The 22645-nt window shown below is 68.5% G+C and carries 24 protein-coding genes and 3 tRNA genes; 5 read left to right on the plus strand and 22 right to left on the minus strand.

All coding sequences use genetic code 11. The annotated features are described in order from the left end of the window. Positions 1-4 precede the first annotated feature (4 nt). Both ABZT93_RS04225 and ABZT93_RS04230 read right to left on the minus strand, forming a co-directional pair. Positions 5-1489, minus strand: coding sequence for a folylpolyglutamate synthase/dihydrofolate synthase family protein (locus tag ABZT93_RS04225; RefSeq protein WP_356098648.1), 1485 nt, complete (start codon positions 1487-1489; stop codon positions 5-7). Positions 1490-1633: 144 nt separating this feature from the next. After that, on the minus strand, positions 1634-4258 hold the full coding sequence (locus ABZT93_RS04230) for a valine--tRNA ligase (protein ID WP_356098651.1): 2625 nt from the start codon (positions 4256-4258) through the stop codon (positions 1634-1636). A gap of 136 nt (positions 4259-4394) precedes the next feature. Here ABZT93_RS04230 and ABZT93_RS04235 point away from each other — a divergent pair, with 136 nt between their 5' ends. Then, positions 4395-5432: a hypothetical protein gene (locus tag ABZT93_RS04235; protein WP_356098654.1), complete on the plus strand. Its 1038-nt coding sequence runs from the start codon at positions 4395-4397 to the stop codon at positions 5430-5432. Between the two features lie 71 nt (positions 5433-5503). On the opposite strand, the gene clpX is transcribed toward ABZT93_RS04235, so the two are convergent. The 5 genes from clpX to ABZT93_RS04260 all read right to left on the minus strand — a co-directional run bounded on the left by clpX (position 5504) and on the right by ABZT93_RS04260 (position 10265). Then, a complete protein-coding gene (gene clpX / locus ABZT93_RS04240; RefSeq protein WP_037716878.1) occupies positions 5504-6790 on the minus strand; it encodes an ATP-dependent Clp protease ATP-binding subunit ClpX in 1287 nt (428 codons plus the stop codon). A gap of 160 nt (positions 6791-6950) precedes the next feature. Continuing rightward, the gene (locus ABZT93_RS04245; protein WP_020136160.1) at positions 6951-7631 is read right to left on the minus strand and encodes an ATP-dependent Clp protease proteolytic subunit; all 681 of its coding nucleotides are present in this window, start codon (positions 7629-7631) and stop codon (positions 6951-6953) included. Positions 7632-7680: 49 nt separating this feature from the next. Beyond that, the gene (locus ABZT93_RS04250; RefSeq protein WP_059205342.1) at positions 7681-8289 is read right to left on the minus strand and encodes an ATP-dependent Clp protease proteolytic subunit; all 609 of its coding nucleotides are present in this window, start codon (positions 8287-8289) and stop codon (positions 7681-7683) included. Positions 8290-8617: 328 nt separating this feature from the next. Beyond that, on the minus strand, positions 8618-10006 hold the full coding sequence (gene tig / locus ABZT93_RS04255; protein WP_356098657.1) for a trigger factor: 1389 nt from the start codon (positions 10004-10006) through the stop codon (positions 8618-8620). 182 nt (positions 10007-10188) lie between these two features. Continuing rightward, positions 10189-10265, minus strand: a tRNA-Pro gene (locus tag ABZT93_RS04260). Between the two features lie 937 nt (positions 10266-11202). On the opposite strand from ABZT93_RS04260, the gene ABZT93_RS04265 reads away from it, so the two are divergent. Next, a tRNA-Gly gene (locus ABZT93_RS04265) sits at positions 11203-11276 on the plus strand. Positions 11277-11342: 66 nt separating this feature from the next. Here ABZT93_RS04265 and ABZT93_RS04270 read toward each other — a convergent pair. From ABZT93_RS04270 to ABZT93_RS04330, 13 genes are all read right to left on the minus strand, one after another. After that, positions 11343-12512 carry a site-specific integrase gene (locus ABZT93_RS04270; protein ID WP_356098660.1) on the minus strand — a complete coding sequence of 390 codons (1170 nt, stop codon included), beginning with the start codon at positions 12510-12512 and terminating at the stop codon, positions 11343-11345. Beyond that, positions 12512-12736: an excisionase family DNA-binding protein gene (locus ABZT93_RS04275; RefSeq protein ID WP_356098663.1), complete on the minus strand. Its 225-nt coding sequence runs from the start codon at positions 12734-12736 to the stop codon at positions 12512-12514. The genes ABZT93_RS04270 and ABZT93_RS04275 overlap by 1 nt, the downstream gene beginning before the upstream one ends. Positions 12737-12738: 2 nt before the next feature. Beyond that, positions 12739-14121, minus strand: a complete 1383-nt coding sequence (gene repSA, locus ABZT93_RS04280; protein ID WP_356098666.1) for a replication initiator protein RepSA — start codon at positions 14119-14121, stop codon at positions 12739-12741. Further along, positions 14118-14315 (minus strand): hypothetical protein, encoded by a 198-nt coding sequence (locus ABZT93_RS04285; RefSeq protein WP_356098669.1) that lies wholly within the window; start codon positions 14313-14315, stop codon positions 14118-14120. The genes repSA and ABZT93_RS04285 overlap by 4 nt, the downstream gene beginning before the upstream one ends. A gap of 89 nt (positions 14316-14404) precedes the next feature. Beyond that, entirely contained in the window at positions 14405-14725 is a 321-nt protein-coding gene (locus ABZT93_RS04290; protein WP_356098672.1) for a SpdD-like protein, read from the minus strand. 12 nt (positions 14726-14737) lie between these two features. After that, the gene (locus ABZT93_RS04295) at positions 14738-14893 is read right to left on the minus strand and encodes a hypothetical protein (RefSeq protein ID WP_356098675.1); all 156 of its coding nucleotides are present in this window, start codon (positions 14891-14893) and stop codon (positions 14738-14740) included. Positions 14894-14914: 21 nt separating this feature from the next. Further along, positions 14915-15109, minus strand: a complete 195-nt coding sequence (locus tag ABZT93_RS04300; protein WP_356098677.1) for a mobile element transfer protein — start codon at positions 15107-15109, stop codon at positions 14915-14917. A 22-nt stretch (positions 15110-15131) separates the two neighbouring features. After that, positions 15132-15806 carry a DUF2637 domain-containing protein gene (locus ABZT93_RS04305; protein WP_356098680.1) on the minus strand — a complete coding sequence of 225 codons (675 nt, stop codon included), beginning with the start codon at positions 15804-15806 and terminating at the stop codon, positions 15132-15134. Between the two features lie 73 nt (positions 15807-15879). Further along, positions 15880-16074, minus strand: coding sequence for a hypothetical protein (locus tag ABZT93_RS04310; RefSeq protein WP_356099811.1), 195 nt, complete (start codon positions 16072-16074; stop codon positions 15880-15882). Further along, a complete protein-coding gene (locus ABZT93_RS04315) occupies positions 16071-16301 on the minus strand; it encodes a hypothetical protein (RefSeq protein ID WP_356098683.1) in 231 nt (76 codons plus the stop codon). Before ABZT93_RS04315 ends, ABZT93_RS04310 begins: the two co-directional genes overlap by 4 nt. Beyond that, a complete protein-coding gene (locus ABZT93_RS04320; RefSeq protein WP_356098686.1) occupies positions 16289-16444 on the minus strand; it encodes a hypothetical protein in 156 nt (51 codons plus the stop codon). Before ABZT93_RS04320 ends, ABZT93_RS04315 begins: the two co-directional genes overlap by 13 nt. A gap of 82 nt (positions 16445-16526) precedes the next feature. Then, a complete protein-coding gene (locus tag ABZT93_RS04325; RefSeq protein ID WP_356098689.1) occupies positions 16527-17867 on the minus strand; it encodes an FtsK/SpoIIIE domain-containing protein in 1341 nt (446 codons plus the stop codon). Between the two features lie 2 nt (positions 17868-17869). Next, the gene (locus ABZT93_RS04330; protein WP_356098692.1) at positions 17870-18226 is read right to left on the minus strand and encodes a hypothetical protein; all 357 of its coding nucleotides are present in this window, start codon (positions 18224-18226) and stop codon (positions 17870-17872) included. Positions 18227-18416: 190 nt separating this feature from the next. Between ABZT93_RS04330 and ABZT93_RS04335 the strand changes: the two genes are divergently transcribed. The 3 genes from ABZT93_RS04335 (at position 18417) to ABZT93_RS04345 (ending at position 21436) form a co-directional block, all read left to right on the plus strand. Continuing rightward, the gene (locus tag ABZT93_RS04335; RefSeq protein WP_356098695.1) at positions 18417-18737 is read left to right on the plus strand and encodes an antibiotic biosynthesis monooxygenase; all 321 of its coding nucleotides are present in this window, start codon (positions 18417-18419) and stop codon (positions 18735-18737) included. Further along, positions 18734-19969 carry a helix-turn-helix transcriptional regulator gene (locus ABZT93_RS04340; protein ID WP_356098699.1) on the plus strand — a complete coding sequence of 412 codons (1236 nt, stop codon included), beginning with the start codon at positions 18734-18736 and terminating at the stop codon, positions 19967-19969. The genes ABZT93_RS04335 and ABZT93_RS04340 overlap by 4 nt, the downstream gene beginning before the upstream one ends. 741 nt (positions 19970-20710) lie before the next feature. After that, positions 20711-21436 carry a hypothetical protein gene (locus tag ABZT93_RS04345; RefSeq protein WP_356098702.1) on the plus strand — a complete coding sequence of 242 codons (726 nt, stop codon included), beginning with the start codon at positions 20711-20713 and terminating at the stop codon, positions 21434-21436. Positions 21437-21589: 153 nt separating this feature from the next. Here the strand turns inward: ABZT93_RS04345 and ABZT93_RS04350 are convergent, their stop codons facing one another. Then, on the minus strand, positions 21590-22108 hold the full coding sequence (locus ABZT93_RS04350; RefSeq protein WP_356098705.1) for a hypothetical protein: 519 nt from the start codon (positions 22106-22108) through the stop codon (positions 21590-21592). Positions 22109-22371: 263 nt separating this feature from the next. Next, positions 22372-22456, minus strand: a tRNA-OTHER gene (locus ABZT93_RS04355). Positions 22457-22645 lie beyond the last annotated feature (189 nt).

Raw genomic sequence — 22645 nt, forward strand, 5'->3', positions numbered from 1 at the left:
GGACTCAGCCCCTTCCCAGCAGCAGGCGGGCCTCGCCGACCGTGATGACCGACCCGGTGACCAGCACACCGCCGCCCGCGAACTCACCGTCCTCCTCGGCCAGCGTGATCGCCTCCTCCAGCGCGTCCGGCAGCTGCGGCTCGACCTGGACGCGCTCCTCGCCGAACACCTCGACGGCGATCGCGGCGAGTTCGTCGGCGTCCATGGCGCGGTGGCTGGAGTTCTGCGTGATGACGACCTCGGCGAAGATCGGCTCGAAGGCCTCCAGGAGCCCCCGCACGTTCTTGTCGCCGCTCGCGCCCACGACACCGATCAGCCGGCTGAAGTCGAAGGCCTCACCGACCGCCTCGGCGGTGGCGCGGGCGCCCGCCGGGTTGTGGGCGGCGTCCAGGACGACGGTCGGAGAACGCCGTACGACCTCCAGACGACCCGGGGAGGAGACGGCCGCGAAGGCCTTGCGGACGGTGTCGATGTCGAGGCGGTCCGGGCGCTGGGCACCCACCCCGAAGAACGCCTCCACGGCGGCGAGCGCCACGGCCGCGTTGTGCGCCTGGTACGGGCCGTGCAGCGGCAGGTACACCTCTTCGTACTCGCCGCCGAGGCCGCGCAGGGTCAGCAACTGGCCGCCGACGGCGACCTGCCGGGAGACGACCCCGAACTCCAGCCCCTCGCGCGCGACGGTCGCGTCGACCTCGACGGCCTTCTTCAGCAGGACCTGCGCCGCGTCGACCGGCTGCTGGGCCATGACGACGGTCGCGTCCTGCTTGATGATCCCGGCCTTCTCGACGGCGATCTCGCCGGGTGTCTCGCCCAGCCGGTCGGTGTGGTCCAGGTCGATGGGGGTGACCACGGCGACATCGCCGTCGATGACGTTGGTCGCGTCCCAGGAGCCGCCCATGCCGACCTCGACGACGGCCACGTCGACGGGCGCGTCCGCGAAGGCGGCGTACGCCATGCCGGTCAGCACCTCGAAGAAGGACAGCCGGTACTGCTGCGAGGCGTCGACCATCTCGATGTACGGCTTGATGTCGTCGTACGTCTCGATGAACCGCTCGGCGGAGACCGGGGCGCCGTCGAGGCTGATGCGCTCGGTGACCGACTGGACGTGGGGGCTGGTGTACCGGCCCGTGCGCAGTTCGAAGGCGCCGAGGAGGGCCTCGATCATGCGGGCCGTGGAGGTCTTGCCGTTCGTCCCCGTGATGTGGATCGAGGGGTACGCCCGCTGCGGCTCGCCCAGCAGGTCCATCAGCGCGGCGATGCGGCTGACCGAGGGCTCCAACTTGGTCTCGCCCCAGCGGGTGGCGAGCTCCGCCTCGACCTCGCGCAGAGCCGTGTCGACCGCGGGGTCCTCGGGGCGGGCGGGCACGTCGGCCTCCGGCGGGCCGCCCTGGGTGCGCAGGGTGCGGCTGCCGGCCTCGATGACCGCGAGGTCGGGGTCTCGGTCGGTCTCGTTCGCGATGATCTCGTCGAAGGGGTCGCTGTCACTCACGGGGCCAGTCTACGGAGGCCGACTGACAGAGTGCCTTCGGAGTGGGGTGGCTGATGCCGCCTGGTGGGCGCGGGGAGGTTTGTGGCTGGTCGCGCCCACGCGGCGGAGCCGCACATCGATGCGGCCCCGCGCCACCTTGGTGTCCTACTGCTGAGGCAGACCCTCCAGCTGGGTCTGGATCCTCTTGATGTCCTCGTCCGCCTTGGCCAGGCGGCCGCGGATCTTGTCCACCACGTTGTCCGGGGCCTTCGCGAGGAACGCCTCGTTGCCGAGCTTGGCGTTGGCCTGGGCCTTCTCCTTCTCGGCCGCCGCGAGGTCCTTCGCGAGGCGCTTGCGCTCCGCCGCCACGTCGATGGTGCCGGAGAGGTCGAGCGCGACCGTGGCACCGGCGACCGGGAGGGTGGCCGTGGCCGCGAAGGTGTCGCCTTCGGGCTGGAGACGGAGGAGCTGGCGGATGGCGGCCTCGTGCGGGGCGAGCGCGGTGCCGGTCAGCTCCAGGCGGGCCGGGACCTTCTGGCCGTCCTTGAGGCCCTGGTCCTTGCGGAACCGGCGGACCTCGGTGACGACCCTCTGGACCAGCTCGATCTCCTTCTCGGCCGCCTCGTCGCGGAAGCCGCTGTCGGCCGGCCACTCGCCGACGACCAGGGACTCGCCGCCCGTGAGGGTGGTCCACAGGGTGTCCGTCACGAACGGGATGACCGGGTGGAGCAGCCGCAGCGTCACGTCGAGGACCTCACCGAGGACCCGGCCGGAGACCCTGGCCTGCTCGCCGCCCGCGAAGAAGGTCGTCTTCGACAGCTCGACGTACCAGTCGAAGACCTCGTCCCACGCGAAGTGGTAGAGCGCGTCGGCGAGTTTGGCGAACTGGTAGTCGTCGTAGTACGCGTCGACCTGGGCGACCGTGGTGTTGAGCCGGGACAGGATCCAGCGGTCGGTCGCCGACATCTCGGAGGCGTCCGGCAGCGGGCCCTCGACCGTGGCGCCGTTCATCAGGGCGAAGCGGGTGGCGTTCCAGATCTTGTTGGTGAAGTTCCGGGAGGCCTTGACCCAGTCCTCGCCGATCGGCACGTCCGCGCCCGGGTTGGCGCCGTTGGCGAGGGTGAAGCGGACGGCGTCGGAGCCGTAGGCGTCCATCCACACCAGCGGGTCCACCGCGTTGGGGTTCGACTTCGACATCTTCTTGCCGAACTCGTCGCGGACCAGGCCGGTCAGCGCGATGGTGTGGAAGGGCGCCTGGCCGTCCATGGCGTACAGGCCGAACATCATCATCCGGGCGACCCAGAAGAAGATGATGTCGTGGCCGGTGAGCAGGACGTCGGTCGGATAGAACTTCCGCAGGTCCTCGGTCTGTTCGGGCCAGCCGAGCGTGGAGAACGGCCACAGGCCGGAGGAGAACCAGGTGTCCAGGACGTCGGAGTCCTGGGTCCAGCCCTCACCGGTGGGCGGCTCCTCGTCGGGTCCGACGCAGACGACCTCGCCGTCGGGGCCGTACCAGATCGGGATGCGGTGGCCCCACCACAGCTGGCGCGAGATGCACCAGTCGTGCATGTTGTCGACCCAGTCGAAGTAGCGCTTCGACATGTCCTCGGGGTGGATCTTGACGCGGCCGTCGCGGACCGCGTCACCGGCGGCCTTGGCGAGCGGGCCGACCTTGACCCACCACTGCATGGACAGGCGCGGCTCGACCGTGGTCTTGCAGCGCGAGCAGTGGCCGACGGAGTGCATGTAGGGGCGCTTCTCGGCGACGATCCGGCCCTGCTCCTTGAGGGCGCCGACGACGGCCGAGCGGGCCTCGAAGCGATCCAGGCCGATGAAGGGCCCGTGGACCGTGATGACGCCGTGCTCGTCCATGATGGTCAGGGACGGCAGCTCGTGGCGGCGGCCGATCTCGAAGTCGTTCGGGTCGTGCGCCGGGGTCACCTTGACCGCGCCCGTGCCGAACTCCGGGTCGACGTGGGTGTCGGCGACGACCGGGATGGTGCGGTCGGTGAGCGGGAGCTTGATCTGCTTGCCGATGAGGTGCTGGTACCGCTCGTCGTCGGGGTGGACGGCGACGGCCGTGTCACCGAGCATCGTCTCCGCGCGCGTGGTCGCGACGACCAGGCTGTCCTCGCCCTCGCCGTAGCGGATGGAGACCAACTCGCCCGCGTCCTCCTGGTATTCCACCTCGATGTCGGAGATGGCCGTCAGACAGCGCGGGCACCAGTTGATGATGCGCTCGGCGCGGTAGATCAGCTCGTCCTCGTAGAGCCGCTTGAAGATGGTGAGGACGGCCTCGGACAGACCCTCGTCCATCGTGAAGCGCTCACGGCTCCAGTCGACGCCGTCACCCAGGCGCCGCATCTGGCCGAGGATCCGGCCGCCGTACTCCTCCTTCCACTGCCACACGCGCTCGACGAACTCCTCGCGGCCCAGGTCGTGGCGGGACTTGCCCTCCTCGGCGAGCTGCTGCTCGACCTTGTTCTGGGTCGCGATACCGGCGTGGTCCATGCCCGGCAGCCACAGCGCCTCGTAGCCCTGCATGCGCTTGCGGCGGGTGAGGGCGTCCATGAGCGTGTGCTGGAAGGCGTGCCCGAGGTGCAGGCTGCCCGTGACGTTCGGCGGCGGGATGACGATGGTGTACGGGGGCTTGTCGCTCTTGGCGTCGGCGGTGAAGTAACCGCGCTCCACCCAGCGCTCGTACAGCGCCCCCTCTACCTCGGCCGGCGCGTACTGGGTCGGCAGTTCGGTGCTGGGCGCTGTGGGCTGCTGCTGAGCGTTCTCGGTCACGGGGTCAGTTTAGGGGTGTCGCGGGCATGTCCCGAAACGCGTTTGTTCTGTAACGGTGGGGGCCCCGATGCCGTGCGGCACCTGTGCCTGAGCCAGGATGTCGGGACCACATAAGCATCTGGAGGGGAACCCAGAGATGAGTCACAACCAGCCGGGCCCGTACGGGCAGCCCCAGCAGCCCGGGCAGCAGCCGCAGCCCGGGCCGTACGGCCAGCCGGGCCCCTACGGCCAGCCGCCACAGGCCCCGCAGGCGCCCCAGCCCGGCTACGGCTACCCCCAGCAGGCCCCGCCGCCCCAGCAGCCGGGACAGCCTCCTCAGCAGCCCGGACAGCAGCCCCCGCAGCCGGGCTACGGCTACCCGCAGCAGGGCGGGGTGCCGCCGCAGGCCCCGCCGTCGTACGGCCAGCCGCAGGCTCCCTACGGGCAGCAGGCCCCGTACGGCCAGCAGGCCCCCTATGGACAGCAGCCGCCGTACGGCCAAGCCCCCTACGGCGTCCCGCAGCCCCCGGCGCCGGGCGGCGGCAACGGCAAGAAGATCGGCATCATCGTCGGCGCGGTGGCGGTCGTGGCCGCGATCGCGGTCGGGGCGTATCTGGTCCTCGGCAACGGGAGTGGCGGCTCCGACATCACCGACGACGGGGCGCACAAGCTGGCGGCACCGGCGACGATCCTCGACGGGGACTACAAGAAGGGCAGCGACGCCGGACTCGGTGCGCTGAGCGAGAGCGACGTCAAGGACGCCGAGTCGTGGGGCGTCAAGGACGCCAAGGACGTCAGCGCGACCTACTCCTCGGGCACGGGGCTCAACGTGAAGTCCCTGATGTTCGCCGGCGTGTACGGCACGATCGACGACCCGGAGAAGGTCGTCGACTCGATGTTCGCCGAGGCCAAGAAGGGCTCCTCGAAGGACTCCGGCTCGGGCACCTTCGTGGGCAGCCCCCAGGAGTTCACCCCTGCGGGCTTCGAGAACGGCGTCATGAAGTGCCAGGAGATCAAGACCACCGATTCCGGCCAGACCCTGACGATGCCGGTGTGCATCTGGGGTGACCACAGCACGGTGACCTACGTCTTCGCGTACGACATGGCCGCCCTGACCGAGGGCAAGAGCACCACGATGACGGACGCGGCCGAGCTGACCGCCAAGGTCCGCGACGACGTGCGCGTCAAGTCCTGACCGACGCCTGCACCCCAACGACGAAGGGGCCCCGGTCGGTTGACCGGGGCCCCTTCGCATGTCCGTGACGGCTACGCCGTCTTCTGCTCGCCCGAACCCCGTCCGCGCGCGTCCCGCGGGATCAGTGTCGGGTTGACGTTGGAGTGGACGACGTCCGCCGTGATGACGACCCGGGCCACGTCCTTGCGGGACGGGATCTCGTACATGACGCCCTGGAGGACCTCTTCCATGATGGCGCGCAGGCCTCGCGCGCCGGTCTGGCGGAGGATGGCCTGGTCGGCGATGGCCTCCAGCGCCTCGCGTTCGAAGTCCAGCTCCACGCCGTCGAGTTCGAACAGGCGCTGGTACTGCTTCACCAGCGCGTTGCGCGGCTCGACCAGGATCTGGAGGAGAGCCTCGCGGTCCAGGTTGTGGACGGAGGTGATGACGGGGAGGCGGCCGATGAACTCGGGGATCATGCCGAATTTCACCAGGTCCTCGGGCATGACGTCCTCGAACTGGTCCTTGGCCTCCAGCTCCCGCTTGGAGCGGATCGTGGCGCCGAAGCCGATGCCCTTGGCGCCCGCCCGGGACTCGATGAGCTTCTCCAGGCCCGCGAAGGCGCCGCCCACGATGAACAGGACGTTCGTCGTGTCGATCTGGATGAACTCCTGGTGCGGGTGCTTGCGTCCGCCCTGCGGCGGCACCGAGGCCGTGGTGCCCTCGAGGATCTTCAGGAGGGCCTGCTGCACGCCCTCGCCGCTCACGTCCCGCGTGATGGAGGGGTTTTCACTCTTCCGCGCGACCTTGTCGATCTCGTCGATGTAGATGATCCCGGTCTCGGCCTTCTTGACGTCGTAGTCGGCCGCCTGGATCAGCTTGAGCAGGATGTTCTCGACGTCCTCGCCGACGTAGCCCGCCTCGGTGAGCGCGGTGGCGTCGGCGATCGCGAACGGGACGTTCAGCATCCGGGCCAGTGTCTGCGCGAGGAGCGTCTTGCCGGAGCCCGTGGGGCCCAGCAGGAGGATGTTGGACTTCGCCAACTCGATCGCGTCGTCACGGCTGTTGCCGCCGCCGTTCTCGCCGGCCTGGACGCGCTTGTAGTGGTTGTACACCGCCACGGAGAGGGCCTTCTTGGCCGCCTCCTGGCCCACCACATAGCCCTCCAGGAACTCGTAGATCTCGCGGGGCTTGGGGAGTTCCTCCCAGCGCACCTCGCTCGTCTCGGCGAGTTCCTCCTCGATGATCTCGTTGCAGAGGTCGATGCACTCGTCGCAGATGTACACACCAGGCCCTGCGATGAGCTTCTTGACCTGCTTCTGGCTCTTGCCGCAGAACGAGCACTTGAGCAGATCGCCGCCGTCACCGATGCGTGCCACGGTGTGCTTCCCCTTCGCCTGGGAGACGCCTAGGTCCAGCGGCTCCTGGTGCTGCCTTATGTCCGACGGTACCTTGCCGGGCCCCCCGTTCGGGCCCCCCTTGGCAGGGTTCACTTTGACGTGCACTGTGCCAAGGGGCGGCATATCCTACGGGTCCGCGTCAGCGGACGGCGGCGTTGTTCATCTTCCGGGTGGAGATGATCTGGTCGATCAGGCCGTACGCCAGGGCGTCGTCGGCCGTGAGGATCTTGTCGCGCTCGATGTCCTCGCGGATCTTCTCGATCGGCGTGGTCGAGTGCTTGGCCAGCAGGTCTTCCAGCTGCGCGCGCATCCGGAGGATCTCGTTGGCGGCGATCTCGAGGTCGGAGACCTGGCCGCGGCCGGTCTCACTGTAGGGCTGGTGGATCAGCACGCGCGCGTTGGGCAGCGCCATCCGCTTGCCGGGCGTACCGGCGGCCAGCAGGATCGCGGCGGCGGAGGCCGCCTGACCCATGCAGACCGTCTGGATGTCCGGCTTCACGAACTGCATGGTGTCGTAGATGGCGGTCAGCGCGGTGAAGGAGCCACCGGGGCTGTTGATGTAGACCGAGATGTCCCGGTCGGGGTCCATCGACTCCAGGCACAGCAGCTGCGCCATGACGTCGTTGGCGGAGGCGTCGTCGATCTGCACGCCGAGGAAGATCACGCGCTCCTCGAAGAGCTTCGCGTACGGGTCGTACTCGCGGATGCCCTGCGAGGTGCGCTCGACGAAGCGCGGGATCACATAGCGGGACTCGGCGCGCGGGCCGGTGTACTCGGCCTCGGTGCGGGCGTAGAGGCCGCTGCCGGGGAAGTCGTTCACTGTCTGTCTCCTAGGGGCTTAGGCGGTCGGCTGAGGGGCTCTACGGGGCTCAGGCCCCGGTGCCGCCGCCGCCCGGGATACCGGCAGCCGTGGCGATGACGTCGTCGATGAGGCCGTACTCCTTGGCCTCCTCGGGGTCGAACCAGCGGTCGCGGTCCGAGTCGCGGGTGACCTGCTCGACGGTCTGACCCGTGTGCTGCGCCGTGAGCTCCGCCATGCGCTTCTTGGTGTGCAGCAGCCGCTCGGCGTGGATCTTGATGTCCGAGGCCGAGCCGGCCAGGCCGGCGGAGGGCTGGTGGATCAGGATCTCGGCGTTCGGGAGGGCGAAACGCTTGCCCGGGGTGCCCGCGCTGAGCAGGAACTGGCCCATCGAGGCGGCGAGGCCCATCGCGATCGTCATCACGTCGTTCTTGATGAACTGCATGGTGTCGTAGATCGCCATGCCGGCCGTGATCGAGCCGCCAGGGCTGTTGATGTAGAGGTTGATGTCCTTGTCGGGGTCCGCAGCGGCAAGGAGCAGCAACTGTGCGGTGATCTTGTTGGCGATGTCGTCGTCGACCGGCTGGCCGAGGAAGATGATCCGCTCGTTGAGCAGCCGGTTGTAGACCTGGTCGCCGAGGCCACCACCGATGGAAGGCTCGCCGGCGGCGGAGGGCATCAGATTCGTCACGTATCCACCTGCTCGTCTTACGACGGCGCCGGGCCGTCTCACGTGTTCCCGTCCGGGGGCTGGGCAGTCTGCGCGACTTCCCTGCCCTGGTACTCATGGACCCTAACGCGCTGGTCCCCTTGGGGAATCCCGGTAAGGGGGGTGTTCGCCGGGGGCGTAGCCCGTGGTATCGCCGGTGCACTGCCGGGCGCGGCCGTCGGGTGGCTCGCCGCACGGCTCCCGGCGCCCCCGGCCGGCCTTGCGAAACGCATGCGGGAAGGGCCCCGGAGACATGCGTCTCCGGGGCCCTTCCCGCGATGTTCGAGAGGCCGTGGGCTCAGCCCTCGGTCTTCTCCTCGGCCTCGGCCGGGGTCTCCTCGGAGGCGACCTCGACGGTCTCGGCCGTCTCGTCCTCGTCGTCGTCCAGGTCGACGACCTCGCCGTTGGTGTCCTTGACCGTGGCGGCCTCGACCACAACGGCCAGGGCCTTGCCGCGGGCGACCTCACCGACGAGAAGCGGGACCTGACCGCCCTCGACGACCGCCTGGGCGAACTGGTCGGGGGACATGCCGGAGGAGGCGGCGCGACGCATGAGGTGCTCGGTGAGCTCCTCCTGGTTGACGTTCAGCTTCTCGCGCTTGACGAGCTCGTCCAGCACGAACTGGGTCTTGATGCCCTTGACCGCGGCTTCCTTGGTCTCGGTGTCGAACTCCTCGGCCGTCTTGCCCTGGATCTCGAGGTACTTCTCGAGGTCGAGGCCCATCTGGCCGAGCTGGTGGTGCTCCAGGTTGTGCTTGCGGGTGTTGATCTCGTCCTCGAGAAGCTTCTCGGGGACGGGCACCTCGACGAGCTCCAGGAGCTTCTCCAGGACGCGCTCCTGGGCCTGGGTGGCCTGGTCGTACTGCTTCATGTTCTCGAGGCGCTTGCGGCTGTCGGCCCGCAGCTCGTCGAGGGTGTCGAACTCGGAGGCGAGCTGCGCGAACTCGTCGTCCAGCTCGGGCAGTTCGCGGGCGGCGACCTGGGTGACCTTGACGGTGACCTCGGCCTCCTTGCCGGCCGCGGAGCCGCCCTTGAGCTCGGAGGTGAAGGTGGCCTCGCCACCGGCCTCCAGGCCCTTCACGGCGTCGTCGATGCCTTCCAGCAGCTCGCCGGAGCCGATGGTGTAGGAGACGCCGCTGGCGACACCGTCCTCCAGCACCTCTCCGTCGACCTTGGCCTCCAGGTCGATGGTCACGACGTCGCCGTCCTCGGCGGCGCGCTCGACGGGGGAGGTCGAGGCGAAGCGCTCACGCAGCTCGGTCACGGCCTTGTCGACGTCCTCGTCGCTGACCTCGACCGCGTCGACCTCGACCTCGATGCCGGAGTAGTCCGGGATCTCGATGGCCGGACGGACGTCGACCTCGGCGGTGAAGTTCAGCGTCTCGCCGTCCTTCAGCTCGGTGATGTCGACCTCGGGCTGGCCCAGGACGTCGATCTCGGCCTCGTTGACCGCTTCGGTGTAGAACTTCGGAAGCGCGTCGTTGACGGCCTCCTCCAGCACCGCACCGCGGCCGAACCGCTGGTCGATGACGCGGGCCGGGATCTTGCCCTTCCGGAAGCCCTTCACCGTGACCTGCTGGTTGATCTTCTTGTACGCCGCGTCGAGGCTGTCCTTGAGCTCCTCGAAGGGCACCTCGATGCTGAGCCGAACCCGAGTCGGGTTCAGGGTCTCCACGGCGCTCTTCACGGTTCGGTCTCCTTGTGGCTGACTTCTCGGATTCTGCCGGGGCCAGAACGGCTCCGGCGGATCGCCGCCCGGAGGATCTTCTGTAAGGAGAGGCACACGGGCGTGCAGCTTGCATAGTAACGGCAGCGGCGACACGCCCCAAAGGCGATCACGGACTCGGTCACGCGAGCTGATCGCGCTGGTGGTCGGGGTGGCGGGATTTGAACCCACGGCCTTCCGCTCCCAAAGCGGACGCGCTACCAAGCTGCGCCACACCCCGTCTGGTCGACACGTAGGGTACATGCCCGCAGGCAGCGGGGTTGCCGCATTTTCGCGAGCCGCGGGCAGAACCAGGCCCACCCGCCCCGTGTGGAGCCCGGGAAACGGCCCTCTCGGGTGCAGCCGATCGTGGCCCACCGCCTCGGCCCGACTCCCGGAGGATCCACACCGCCGGAAGCGGCCCGGCGGTCATCGCCGGTCCTGGTGACGTGGGGTTCGACCCGCCTGGCGGGCTGCACCCGGAGCGGATGCCCGCCCTGCGCGGCGAACGGGCTCGGACGGCACCAGCGGCCGGCTGGGCGCGCGACAACTCACCTCGCGCCCGGCGCGTCGCCGCCGACCGCTCCGGCGAGGTGGGACACGGGTACGAGGCCCTGGTCTGGCCGCGGGGGCCGAACGCAGCCCGCCCGACGACCTCACACCGCACGACCCGCACGGCGGCCCCTCACACCCCAGCCCCCGACGCACCCAGTCCGACAGAAACAGACACGAACGGCGAGAACCTGGTCCGGCCACGGGGCCTGGACCCCGGACGCATCACCAGCCGGACAGGCGCTGTCACACCGTACGACCCGCCGAGCGGCCACTCGCGCTGCGGCGACGGAGCACGAGCGGGACACACCGGGCGGCGGGGGCACGGAAGGGGCACAGGCACGCTGGCCGTGTGCTCAGGGCAGCTGGTCGCAGGGAGGGGCGGGCGTCGGTGGTGAGGAACGTGCCCGGCCAGCAGATCCGCGGCGTGCCGGGTCGTGGGGGGGGCTCCGTACGACCCGGGACACGGCGGACGCGGTACCTGGACGGGTGACGTCCGCGGCTGCCGCGTCCATGTGCCGTGCCGTGCCGTCGGGGGCGCGAGGCGGAAGGGGTGTGCGGTGAGGGGTGACGACCCGGTACGATGCTTTTCGTGCCGCCGGTCGTCGGACCGCGGCGCATGCTGTGCGGGCGTAGCTCAATGGTAGAGCCCTAGTCTTCCAAACTAGCTACGCGGGTTCGATTCCCGTCGCCCGCTCCATACGCATCAGGGCCAGGTCGGAGGATCTTTCCTCCGCCTGGCCCTGATCGTTTCCCGGGGTCGCGTTCAGCCCGCCGTGTCCCCCGCGTGCCCCTTGGGCTTTCGATCTTGCTTCTTCTTGGCCTTCCGTGCCCTCTTGCGTGCCTTGTCGACAAGCCCGCTCAGGGCGTCGGCGATCAGCCGGTCACGGTCGGCGCTGGCGTGCTGGTAGATCAGCGCGGCGCGGGCGGTGCTGTGACCCATACGCGACATCAGCTCTCGCGTGCTGGCCCCCGTCGACGCGGCGAGGGTGTTGCCCGTGTGCCGGAGATCATGAAAGTGCATTCCCTTGATCCCCGCATCCGAACACGCCTTGTGCCACAGCCGGTTGAAGTGGTTACGCCGCGGAGTCGCCCCCTTAGATCCGACGAACACCCGACCGTCCGCACCATGTTCGGCGTAGTGATCCAGGTGCGCCCGGATCTCCGGGATGATCGCGGCCGGGATCGCCACGGTGCGCTTGCCCGCCGCACTCTTGGGCGCCTTGATCTCCCGCTGCCCGTTGTTCAGCTCAGCGACGGCCCGGCGGACACGGACGGCTCCGTGATCGAGATCGATGTCCCGGCGGTGCAGGCCGACCAGCTCACCCCAGCGCAGGCCGAGGAAGCCAGCCATGAGGACGAGCGCGCGATAGCGCGGCTGGATCGCGTCGGCGAGGTCGTACACCTCCTGCACGGTCGCGGTCGGCCGCTCGGGGGTGTGCACGGTGCTGGCGCCCTTGATCGTGCACGGGTTGCGGCGGATCAGGAGGTCTGCCACGGCCGTACCCATGATCGCGCGAAGCAGGGCGTAGGCCTTGGCGACGGTGGTCGGACCGGTCCCGCCGGCCAACTTGTCGGCACGCCAGCGGCGCACGAGCGGGGGCGAGATCTCGGCGACGTTGACCGACCCGAAGGCGGGCGCGAGGTGATGCCGCAGGAGCGAGCCGTAGAGCTGACGCGTGGTGGTGGTCAACTCCCGTTCCCTGATCCAGGCAGCGGCGTACTCGTCGAACGGCACCTTCCCGGCGTCTGGGTCGTGCCAGTCACCGCGCCGCATCTCGGTCTGCTTGTCAGCCAGCCAGTCATCGGCGTCCCGTTTGGTGGCGAAGGTCTCCGGGGCTGGCCGGAGAAGTCCGTCCGGACCGACGTAGCGAGCCTGATAACGGCCGGAGGGGAGCTTGCGGACCCGGCCGAACTGTCGACGCTTGCCAGCCATCAGGCAGCCACCCCCCGAAGACCGGAGCGACGTCGGCCCGGCTGCACAGTGTTGGCCTCTATGAACGCCTCTACGACGCTCTCCTTGATCCGGACGTACCGGCCGACCTTGACGAAGGCAATTCGGCGCTCTTCGATCAGGCGACGCGGGAAGCGCTCCTTGCTCTCCTCCCAGGTCCCGAGCCGTACGGCAACCTGTGCCACGTTCAGCAGACGATCAGTCATGCTCATCCCTCCCCCAGGTCGTCATTAAGCCGTTCTTCGCGGGCTGTCTCTCGGTTCCGTTGGATGTCGCGGGCGATGGTGGCGGCGAGGGTGGATTCGCCGGGGGTGTGGCCGTGTCCGGCGTACTGCCAGTCGGTCAGCACGAGGACGGTGTCCGGCTCGATGTCGTCGAGGCCGCGGGCTTGGCGTTCTTGTGCGGCGCGGTAGTCGGCGCGGGTCTGCCGGAGCGCGCCGAGGGTGGTCGAGTAGCGGCGGGACTTGGAGCTGAAGTGGCCGCGGAAGCCGAGCATGTGCGCCCAGTCGCGCAGCTTGCGGTCCGGATAAAGGGCGTGCAGATCCAGGCAGGCTTCGATCAGCCGCCGGGGATGATCCGGGACGCCGAGCAGTTCCAGCACTTCCTTGTTGCCGACGCGGCGGTCGATGGTGCCGGTCGTCTCCGCTGCTTTGGTGGCGTACTTGGCGACGTAGGAGGCGACCGCCTGTTCGGTCAGCTCGGAGCCGTCGCCGAAGGCCTTGACGGGGCGGATGTCGAGCTGGCGGCCCCAGCAGAAGGTGCGGGCGGGTTGGTCGCCGGAGGCGGGCACGCTGACGCTCGTGTACGAGTGCCGGACCGCGGCACGGACCGAGTCGGTGAGCAGGCCGACCGAGGCCCACGAGGGCGGCGGGGAGTCGGGTCCGTCGGGGCCGTCGAGGCGGATCACGGCGTGGAAGTGGACGGCGCCGCGCCTTTGGAACTCAGCCACCTTGCCGTAGGAGACCCGGCAGACCTCGGCGAGTTCGCGTTGGGTGAGTCCGGCCCGCCGTGCGATCTCGCGGCGCAGCCGGTTGGCGAAGCGCATCCACAGTTCGCTCGCGTGGTTGTTGAAGAGCACCGCGCCCGCGTAGTCGTAGGTCGCCGGGTCCAGGGCGGTGCCGAGGGCGGGATCGTCGGGGGTGTGCTGTGCCCCGCAGCGGCAGGCACCGCGGTCGGGCCGGTTGTGGACCGGGCCGAACGAGGGGGCGGTGAGGGTGGCGAAGACCCGGGGGTGATCCCGGACCGTAGCGGGGATGTCGCGGCGGTCGTCGCCGACGAGCCCGGCACGGATGAGGTGGTAGGTGTCTCCGGCGTAGGTGAAGGCGCAGGCCGGGCAGCGGGAGGCGCGGCGGTTGCCGCAGGCGATGCGCAGCCGTCCGCCGGGCTCATTCTCGGTGCTGTAGCGGTGCAGGAGTGCGCCGGTCGTCTTGTCCTTGTGGAGGGTCCAGCCGGTCAGGTGGATCGGGTCGGAGCAGCCGCCCGTTCGCTTGATCTGGTCTTGCCAGCGGTCGAAGCCCGGAGACCCGGCCACTCGCAGTGTGTCGGCGAGGGTGGCCGGATCCAGGCCCGCGAAGGTCGCGGTGTCGGTCATGCGCGGCCCCCGGTGAGCTGGACGGCGGGGAGCGGGGTGGTGCCGTGGCCGTGGCAGGCCGGGCAGTCGACGGTGATCGTGTTCAGGTGACCACGGTGGTCACGGCCGCCGGAGGTGATGGCGGCGGTGGCGAAGCCGTGGCAGTTCGGGCAGATCCGCGCCGGGGTGTGCGGGGCCGGGGTGTGGCCGGTCATGATGGAGGTTCCTTCCGGATCTTTGGTTCGGACAGGGACGGCGCCCGGAGCGGACGAGACTTGGCGGTTAAGGCCGCTCCGGGGGCCGGTCAGCGTCGGGTGTCGCTGGCGAGGATCGAGCGGATGACCAGGGCGCAGATGGCGACCGAGGCGCCGGTGATGGCGACGGCGAGCAGCATCGAGACCAGGACGGCGCCGACCACGAGGACGACGGCGGTGCCCATCCCGGCGACGGCGACGACGGCGCCGGGGGTGAGCTGCACGGTGGGCCGGGCGGGTGCCGGAGCCGGAGCCATCGGGGCGGGCGGTATGACCGGGGTGCCGGGGGTGATGCTGGTCGGCTGGATGACGGCGGGCGGCTGGGCGTAGCCGGTGGGGGTCGGGTTGACGGGGATCTTGGGTCGGATCATGGCGTGGTCTCCTTACTTGGTTGCGGTGTCGATGGCGGGGGCGAGGAAGCTGTCGGCGAGGAGGTAGCCGCCGATCAGCAGGACCAGGACGAGCCACCAGGGCGGGCGGATGAGCTTGACGCCGACCACGCCGAGGCAGGCGATAAAGAACCACAGCGGCACGGACATGAGCGGTCTCCCTTTAGCGGGTCAGCGGACGGGGCAGCGGTGGCCGCGGGCGGCGACCATGGCGGCCTCGTAGGAGTCGTAGCCGGAGGACCAGCCGCAGTCCTCGGCGTCGCAGGCGGCGACGTACTTCATTTCTCCGGTCCGCCGGTCGGGTCCGCCGCCGATCGCGGTGGTGCCCACGCGGTGCATCTCGTTCCAGATCTGGTAGAAGCCCATCAGGGGTCAACTCCGTTCGGTGTCAGGTGAGTTGGGCGGCGATTGCGTCTGCCATGTGGGCGGGTACGCCGAGGCGGGCGCGCAGGGTGTCGGTGTCGATCGGCGATCCGGTCCGGGTCTGGTGGTCGTCGGCGACCTTCCGGGCATGAGCAACCAGCGCGGCAGGCACCGGAGGGGCCGGGGCAGGCTCTGCGACGGCGGGCAAGGCCGGAGACTCTTCGCCAGCGGCGAGCGGAGCGGCGTGCGGAGCCGGGACGGGGGCGGATTCGCGTTCCATTTCGGGTGCGGGGGCCGGGGCTGCGGGCGCCGGCGGAACCGGCACCCGGTCCCCGGCGGTGGTCGGCGAGTGAGCGAGGAGTGTGCCGCCGAGGAAGGCCAGCGCGGGCCATCCGGCGACGCCGAGGCGGAGCAGGGCGGGCGGCTGGTCCAGGTCGAGGAATCCGGCGGTGGCGACGTTGGCGCCGAGCGAGGCGACCAGGGCGATCAGGAACCAGCACCAGGCCAGCCGGGACGGGCCGTCCGAGCGGAGCCGTCGCCATGCGGCGACCAGCAGCAGATCAACGCTGATCGGGTAGGCCCAGGCCTTCCATCCGGTCTGTCCGGCCGCGGCGGCGAGGTCGTGCAGGTGGGCGAAGGACAAGGCTCCGGCGATCACGGCCTGGATCAGGACGGCATCCGGTCGTATCGAGCGGGTCATGTCTTCACCTCCTTCAGGGGTGTTGGGCCGGGGCGGGGCGGGGATCGAGTCCGGCCGCCCCGTTCCGGCGGGTTCAGTCGGTGGGGGCTTCGCCGGAGCCGAGGCAGGCCAGGCACAGGCCGGTCTGCTGGCCGACCGGGCGTTGCTTGCGCCCGACGCGGACTGTGCGGGAGACCTCACCCGAGCCCTTACAGGTCGGGCACTTCACCGGTTCCGGCAGTGGCTTGGCGGTGCGGCGGCGGGTGGTCGGCTTCTTCGCGGCGGTCACGGCGTCCACTCCTCGCCGGGGTACTCCGGCCCGTCGGTCGGGTCGTAGCCGGGCGGCAGGAAGCCGGGCGGGGGCTCCGGCAGGGACGCCGCCAGTGCCGGGCCGACCAGTTCCACGAACAGCAGGTCGGCGCTGTCACCGTCGGCGTACAGGGCGAGTGAGCCGAGCATCCGCACGGTGCGGGCGAAGTCGTCGCAGCGAGGGCACATGCCGGTCACCAGCTCCATTTCGAGTCGGTGTCCTGCGGCTCGTCGTCGCGGTAGTCGTCCATCTCGTCCGGCGAGTTGTTCCACGCGGAGAGCAGAGCGGATTCCAGCGGGTCAACCGGGCCCGGCTCCGGGGTGCGTTCCGGGAACGGGATCACGGTCATGACGATCACCTCTGTTTCGGGCATGGGACGGGTAGGGACCCGGCGCGAAGCGGTCGCGCCGACCGTGGAACAGGGAGAGAGTTCAGGCGGCTTCGGTCACCGCGGGTGCCTCGACGGGGGCGAGGTCGAGCAGCGGGCGGAAGCGGGCCAACTCCGGGAGATCCGGGGCCAGATGCGCGTGCTTGTTGCAGGCGGCGACGGCCTGGCGCATGGTCGTGTGCGGAGTGCGGATGCGCACCCACTCGCCGGTCGAGTAGCCGACCACGGCCATCCCGCGGCGGCTGTTGGGGATCTGAGTGGCGGCGAACACCGCGTGTGGGGAGATGTCGCCGAACGCCATTTTGGCCGTCGACTCGTCGTTGACACGGTGCACCATCCGCCCGGTGAGCTGGGCACGGAGCATGGTGATGCCGTCGCCGAGTTCGGAGCCGAAGCGCTGGCCGTAGATGTCGAGGAAGATCCCGGCGGCGCGTCCGAGCTGGGCGAGGCGGACCAGGGCCTTGACGATCCGGTCGCGGCGCGGGTCGTTCTTCTTCGTGCTGAGCGCGAGTTCGGCGATCTCGTCGATGGTGACCACGATCGGAATCGGGCGCAGATCCTCGGGGAGGTCCCAGATGTTCGCGGCGATCTCCCCATCGGGGGTGTCGGCGCTGATCCGCTGTTCGCGGCGGATCGTGTCGTAGGTGATCTCCATCCGGCCGACGAGGGCTTCCAGGAGTTCCATTGCGTCGTCGGGGTTGTCGGCGAGGGCGGAGAAGCGGCGGGCGAACGGGCCGAGTTCGATCTTCTTGCAGTCGATGCCGACCAGCGCGACCGGCTGCGCAGCGAGTTCTTTGATCACGGTGCGCTGGGTCACCGACTTGCCGGACTGCGTGGCGCCGACCGTGATTGCGTGCGGGACCTCGCGGTAGTCGCGGTAGTGCACGCCGCCGTCTTCGACCAGGGCGAGCGGGATCTTCAACAGGCCGCGGTCGGTGACGGCGGGCATCTGCACCCGCTTCAGCACGTCGTAGCCGGTCAGCGCGATCTCGATGACGCCGGGCTTGATCTCGCGGGAGGTGACCTGATGGACGGCGAAGGAGTGGCGCAGCCGGTCGGAGGCGGCGGCGAACTCGAAGGCGTCCTGGCCGGGCCACAGCCTGATCCGCAGCCGGAGCCCGGTCCGGGTCGGGCGGATCCACAACAGCCGCGGCACCCGCTGCTGCGGAACAGGCTTCTTCATCCAGCGGGCCAGCGCCCGGCGCATCCGCGAGGCAGGCACCGTCAGGTGACAGGCCTCCATCACGGCCGCGTACCGGAAGGCCACCCGCACAACGGCGAGGGTGACGCCGAAGCTCAGCCAGTACCAGACCGGGCGGCGCCACTTCAGCAGCAGCGCCAGCCCGACCAGGACCGCGAGCGCGATCCCTAACAGCTTCAGCATGCTCAGGCCGCCTTCGGCTTCGCGGAAGCGTCGGCGAGCGAGGTGACGGCGACCGCACGGAAGGCGATCCCGTGCCGCTTCTGGCCGTTGAACTCGTTCTCCCACGGCCGGGCGATCAGGCCGGTCAGCGCGACCGGGGTGCCCATCGCCAGCTCACCGGTGATACCCGGCTGCGGGACGGTAATGGTGAGGATCTCGACGTCACCGTTGGCCGCGAACATCACGTTCACGGTCATCAGCGTCGCGCCTGTCTCGGTGTCGACGGCGATCTCGCCGGTACGCCGGTCCTTGACCTTGGGCTCCGGGGCCTGGGCCACCATCACAGTGGCACCGGAGGTCTCGACGGGAATCTGACGCATGATGGAGTCTCCCTTTTGGGATGAGGCTCCGGACTGCGTTGTGATCTTGGCGGATGGCACGCAGGCCGGGGCTCTTTCTGTTCGACACCACCGAAGCTACTCGCAGAAAAACTGCGAGTCAACAGAAAAACTGCGACTGGTAGGAGAAGTCTGAGTCTGCGAGACTGAGTGCGACAGAAAAGAGGACGTAATGACTAACTTTGGGCTTTTTGTTCGCTTCACGTTGCGCGACGGAGCAGGCGAAGCGTTCGACGAATTGATCCGAGAGACTGCCGCAGGGATCCAGGCGCACGAGCCCGGCACGCTGGTCTATGCGTGCCACGAGGTCGAGGGCGCACCCAATGAGCGGATCTTCTTCGAGCTGTACGCCGATCACGCCGCCTTCGTGGAGCACGAGCGCCAGCCTCACACTCGTCACTTCCTAGCCGAACGCTCCAAGTACGTCGAGAAGACCGAGGTTGACCGCCTTCAGCCGTACGCCGGCAAGTACCCCACCGGAGCCAAGAAGTGACGGCCATCGAAACCAAAACCCTCGGCCAGAGGGTGAAGGAGCTGCGCCGCGCCGCAGGCATGTCGCAGAGCGACCTCGCCGCCACAATGAGCCGCTCTGAGAGCTGGGTTTCACAGGTCGAGCGGGGCGTACAGCCCGTCGAGCGGCTCTCAGTCCTTCAAGGCCTCGCCGATGCGCTCAACGTGCCCGTCCGCGAACTAGGGCTGGACGCTGCGCCAACAGAGGAAGCGGAGCCGGAGGAGCAATCGAGGAGCAACGACCTGGACGGCCTGCGGGTAGCCCTCACCGGTCACCCGGCACTGGGCAGTCTCTTCCAGCAGCCACCGACAGAACCAGCTCCGTCGCTTGCCGACTTCCGCCAGCAGGTAGGCGAAGCGTGGACCCTCGTGCACGCATCGAGTTACGCGGCGCTGAGCGATCACCTCGCCAAGCTACTCCCGCGCATCGAGGCCGCGGTACGGCACGCGCCAGCAGCCGAGCGCACAGAACTTCACGCCCTACGCGCCAAGGCCTACCAGGTGGCCGCAGCGAGCTTCACCCGGCAAGATCAGGCAGACGCAGCATGGGTCGCGGCCGACCGGGCACTTCAAGCAGCCGAGCTTGCAGGACAGCCGCTGGAAGTCGTCGCGAGTCTGTTCCGCATGGCGCACGCCTTCATGCGCCAACAGCACATGGAGCAGGCCGAGCAGGCAGCGAACTCCGCGGCGGCCGTCATGGCTCCGAGGACAGAAGTCCCAACGTGCCCGCCTGAAGAACTGTCGCTGTTCGGTGCGATGAACCTCGTTCTTGCAGTGATCAACGCGCGCGAGGGCAACCGAGGACGGACCCATGAGCACATCGACCGAGCGCGAGGAATCGCAGCGCGGTTGGGTGGGGACCGCAACGACTACGACACGGAGTTCGGACCGACGAACGTCGAGATCCACGCCGTTAGCACAGCAGTGGAGTTGGGAGACGCAGGGCTTGCCCTGGAGGTGGCCCAGCATGTTGACGCATCAGGGCTTTCGCCCGAGCGACAGTCACGTTTCCTGCTTGACGTGGCGCGAGCTCACGCGCAGCGGCGACACGTCGGCGAGGCCACAGCCGCACTCCTGGAGGCCGAAGCCCAGGCGCCCGAACAGATCCACGATCATCACTTGGCCCGCGAGTTGATCCGCGACTTGGTCCAGCTCTCAGAGCCTCGCGTCCCCGAGTCGCTGCGAACCTTGGCCGAGCGGAGCGCCGTGATCTAGGCCGCCCAGTCGCGCGGTGGGAGTTTCCCTACTTCATCAAGGCTCGCTCCGCTCGCGGCCGTCATGCTCCGGCCGCGAGCACCAACCGTCCTAAGACCTGGGGATCTTCCTCCAGTGACGCAAGGCACGCCCGCGGGGAACCACCGCCGCGATCCGGCCTGGAGATGGAAGACCCAGCAGCACCCGCAGGGCCCATAAGGCGCACGAGCACGAGACACCCCATCAAGACCATGAGACCCGAGCCGCCCAACAGAGTCGGGATCGATCCAAGAGGACCGAGGGGCCGCGCACGCGCGGCGGCGCCGGTCGGTCGCCGCCGCGCCGCCTCTATGTCTCCGCCACCGGCCGCGCACCGTCGCCCGCCCGTCGCCACCAGCAGCGGCCAAAAACCCAGCACCGGGCCATGAGGTACAGGGGATTGCCGCACACCAGGCCAACGACGCGTTGGGTTACCGAAGAGGCCGGATCGCGGCGGCGGTTCCCCGCGGGCTACCTCGCTACCGGGGCCGTTGCCCCGTGGCTGGGGCGGTCGGCTCCGCGACTTTAGCCAGCCACTTTGGGGGGAGCCTCGAAGATCATGGCCCCAACGTCGTGCTTTAACGGGCAGGTCCACAGACTGCCCGACGCGCCGGAAGCTTACGGGGCCATGATCACTCCCCCCAAAGCAGCTCCCGGCCAAAGTCACTCCGCCGACCTCGTTGCTATCCTCCAGAGTCACGGCATTACATGATCGGGGATCAGGTGGACAAGTTTTACGCCGCAGTCGCGGGTGGAATCGTCATGCTCCTTCTAACGCCAGCGATTCATCCGCTATCAAAACGGCTTGAAGCACTGTCGCGTCGAATCTACAAAATCAAGCCGGTGAGTATCCACGTTGATCGAGATCCATCCGTCATCTATGCCGGATTCCCTAGGTGGGTCGGATCTTCAGTTTGGTTGCCAGAACTTCCAGCCAGCGCCCCCGACGATCCTACCGATTGGCATTCATGGGCTCAAGGCTTGGGCGGAGCTGATGCATACGTGACAGTCCTTAAGATCACAATCACCTCACGCCAGATCGCAACAGTCGTGGTAAACCCTCCAAAGGTGCGGCGAGACTCGCTTCCAATCGGCACCCCACCGAAAGGTCTTGTCGCCACCAGTCCAGTCGGTGGGGCAGAGATGGACCCCCGGCGAATCCAGATCAACCTGGAAATGGGCACTGCAATCTGGGTCAATCCTGAGGGGGGGCCGATCGAGGCACGAAGCGTAACCTTGTCGTCAGGAGATGTCGAGCAGTTCTATGTTTACGTGATGGCGGAGATCGGACGCTACAGTTGGCATCTCGAATTGCCCGTACTAATCGACGGACACCGCGAACTAATCCGAATCACTGACGGTGAGCAGCCTTTCATAACCTACGGCATGGACGGGTTTACTGAATATCTTTGGCATGATGATTCATGGAAGGCTCGCGACTCCCTGTAGAGCTGCCGTCGCGGGCCAGTGTGACAGCAACCGGCAGTGGACTATTTGTGGACTAGCGACCCTCCATAGGTCACCTGCGGACCTCTGGCCAGCACACATGCCTGGGACCGAAGCGCCCTCCGGAGCCGTGCGCGTAGGTCAGTCACCTGCCGATCACGGCATCTCGGTCGGGCGAGGAGGCCCGTCGCTTGCGTCCCTCAGCCACCACTGCCCGGATGTGTCGCAGAAGCGGACCACGTACTCCACGGCCTCCGGTACCGGTACACGATTCCCGTCTGAGTCCAGAAGCCACGTTGGCACTTCCATGGCGGTGTGTGCCTTGAGCACCTCACGCATCGCCATCGGCCGCGGCACCATGTTCTGGTTTACGGTCCAGGTTTCGGTTGGCTCGGCACTTTCCCGCCGGATGTCCAACAGCTCCACGCGAAGCACTGCTAGATCGCTGTCATTCATGATCTTTACGGCCACAGAGCCTCCAGACCCGCGAACCGTCACAGTTACCAACGATGCTTCAGCGACGTCCCTGCGCTGCTGGGCCTGCTCCGCCTTGACCTTGTCGGCCAACTCCCGGCGATCCTTCTTGAGCGCTAGAACGTAACTAGCTCCGGATACACCGGTGCCCAGCGCTCCCGTCGCCACGCCAAGCCCGAACATCCACCAGCTCGTCGCCATCGACCAACCCTACGGCTCGCGCTGATTGCGCAGGTGCGGTTCGCAAGGACGACCACCTTGAATCGCCGCAGTGCTCACAGCGACGCGGTGAAGCAGCGACATGGGCAAAACAGCAGGGCAGTACAGCAACCGTGGCAGCCACAAGCGACCGTTCTAAGCGGTTACCACCCGCGTGGCCAGGTCGAGAGACCTCAGCGACCTCCGCGCCCGTAGTTCACATCGAGATGACAGGCCAGCACGGGCCGAGCGGGATGTGCCGAAGGTGGCCATGGCCCGGATTCGAACCGGGGTTTCCGCGTAGGGGCGAACCCCCGAGCGACGTCTTGGGCCGCTAAACGACTCATGGCCAGGCGGATCGTACCGACTCAGAGACTGGCGAGCCCATCCCTTTTCGAGGGGTGACGCCTCCTCAGGGCACCGCTCAGATCGAGCTCATACCGGGCATGGATGGCCATCCGAACCCTTGATCGTCGAATACGGCCAAATCGCGACCTACTGGGACCCGGTCAGATTCGCTCACACTCAAACACATGGGGG

The organism is Streptomyces sp. NPDC005303, from assembly GCF_040607335.1.
GTDB lineage: Bacteria > Actinomycetota > Actinomycetes > Streptomycetales > Streptomycetaceae > Streptomyces.

Coding starts and splice junctions, on each gene's coding strand:
- ABZT93_RS04250 (WP_059205342.1), bottom strand. CDS start 8,289: ATGCCCTCCGCCGCCGGCGAGCCTTCCATCGGTGGTGGCCTCGGCGAC.
- ABZT93_RS04275 (WP_356098663.1), bottom strand. CDS start 12,736: ATGACTGATCGTCTGCTGAACGTGGCACAGGTTGCCGTACGGCTCGGG.
- repSA (WP_356098666.1), bottom strand. CDS start 14,121: ATGACCGACACCGCGACCTTCGCGGGCCTGGATCCGGCCACCCTCGCC.
- ABZT93_RS04270 (WP_356098660.1), bottom strand. CDS start 12,512: ATGGCTGGCAAGCGTCGACAGTTCGGCCGGGTCCGCAAGCTCCCCTCC.
- ABZT93_RS04290 (WP_356098672.1), bottom strand. CDS start 14,725: ATGATCCGACCCAAGATCCCCGTCAACCCGACCCCCACCGGCTACGCC.
- ABZT93_RS04320 (WP_356098686.1), bottom strand. CDS start 16,444: ATGACCGTGATCCCGTTCCCGGAACGCACCCCGGAGCCGGGCCCGGTT.
- ABZT93_RS04285 (WP_356098669.1), bottom strand. CDS start 14,315: ATGACCGGCCACACCCCGGCCCCGCACACCCCGGCGCGGATCTGCCCG.
- ABZT93_RS04295 (WP_356098675.1), bottom strand. CDS start 14,893: ATGTCCGTGCCGCTGTGGTTCTTTATCGCCTGCCTCGGCGTGGTCGGC.
- ABZT93_RS04335 (WP_356098695.1), top strand. CDS start 18,417: ATGACTAACTTTGGGCTTTTTGTTCGCTTCACGTTGCGCGACGGAGCA.
- ABZT93_RS04325 (WP_356098689.1), bottom strand. CDS start 17,867: ATGCTGAAGCTGTTAGGGATCGCGCTCGCGGTCCTGGTCGGGCTGGCG.
- ABZT93_RS04235 (WP_356098654.1), top strand. CDS start 4,395: ATGAGTCACAACCAGCCGGGCCCGTACGGGCAGCCCCAGCAGCCCGGG.
- ABZT93_RS04330 (WP_356098692.1), bottom strand. CDS start 18,226: ATGCGTCAGATTCCCGTCGAGACCTCCGGTGCCACTGTGATGGTGGCC.
- ABZT93_RS04350 (WP_356098705.1), bottom strand. CDS start 22,108: ATGGCGACGAGCTGGTGGATGTTCGGGCTTGGCGTGGCGACGGGAGCG.
- ABZT93_RS04315 (WP_356098683.1), bottom strand. CDS start 16,301: ATGGAGCTGGTGACCGGCATGTGCCCTCGCTGCGACGACTTCGCCCGC.
- ABZT93_RS04300 (WP_356098677.1), bottom strand. CDS start 15,109: ATGGGCTTCTACCAGATCTGGAACGAGATGCACCGCGTGGGCACCACC.
- ABZT93_RS04305 (WP_356098680.1), bottom strand. CDS start 15,806: ATGACCCGCTCGATACGACCGGATGCCGTCCTGATCCAGGCCGTGATC.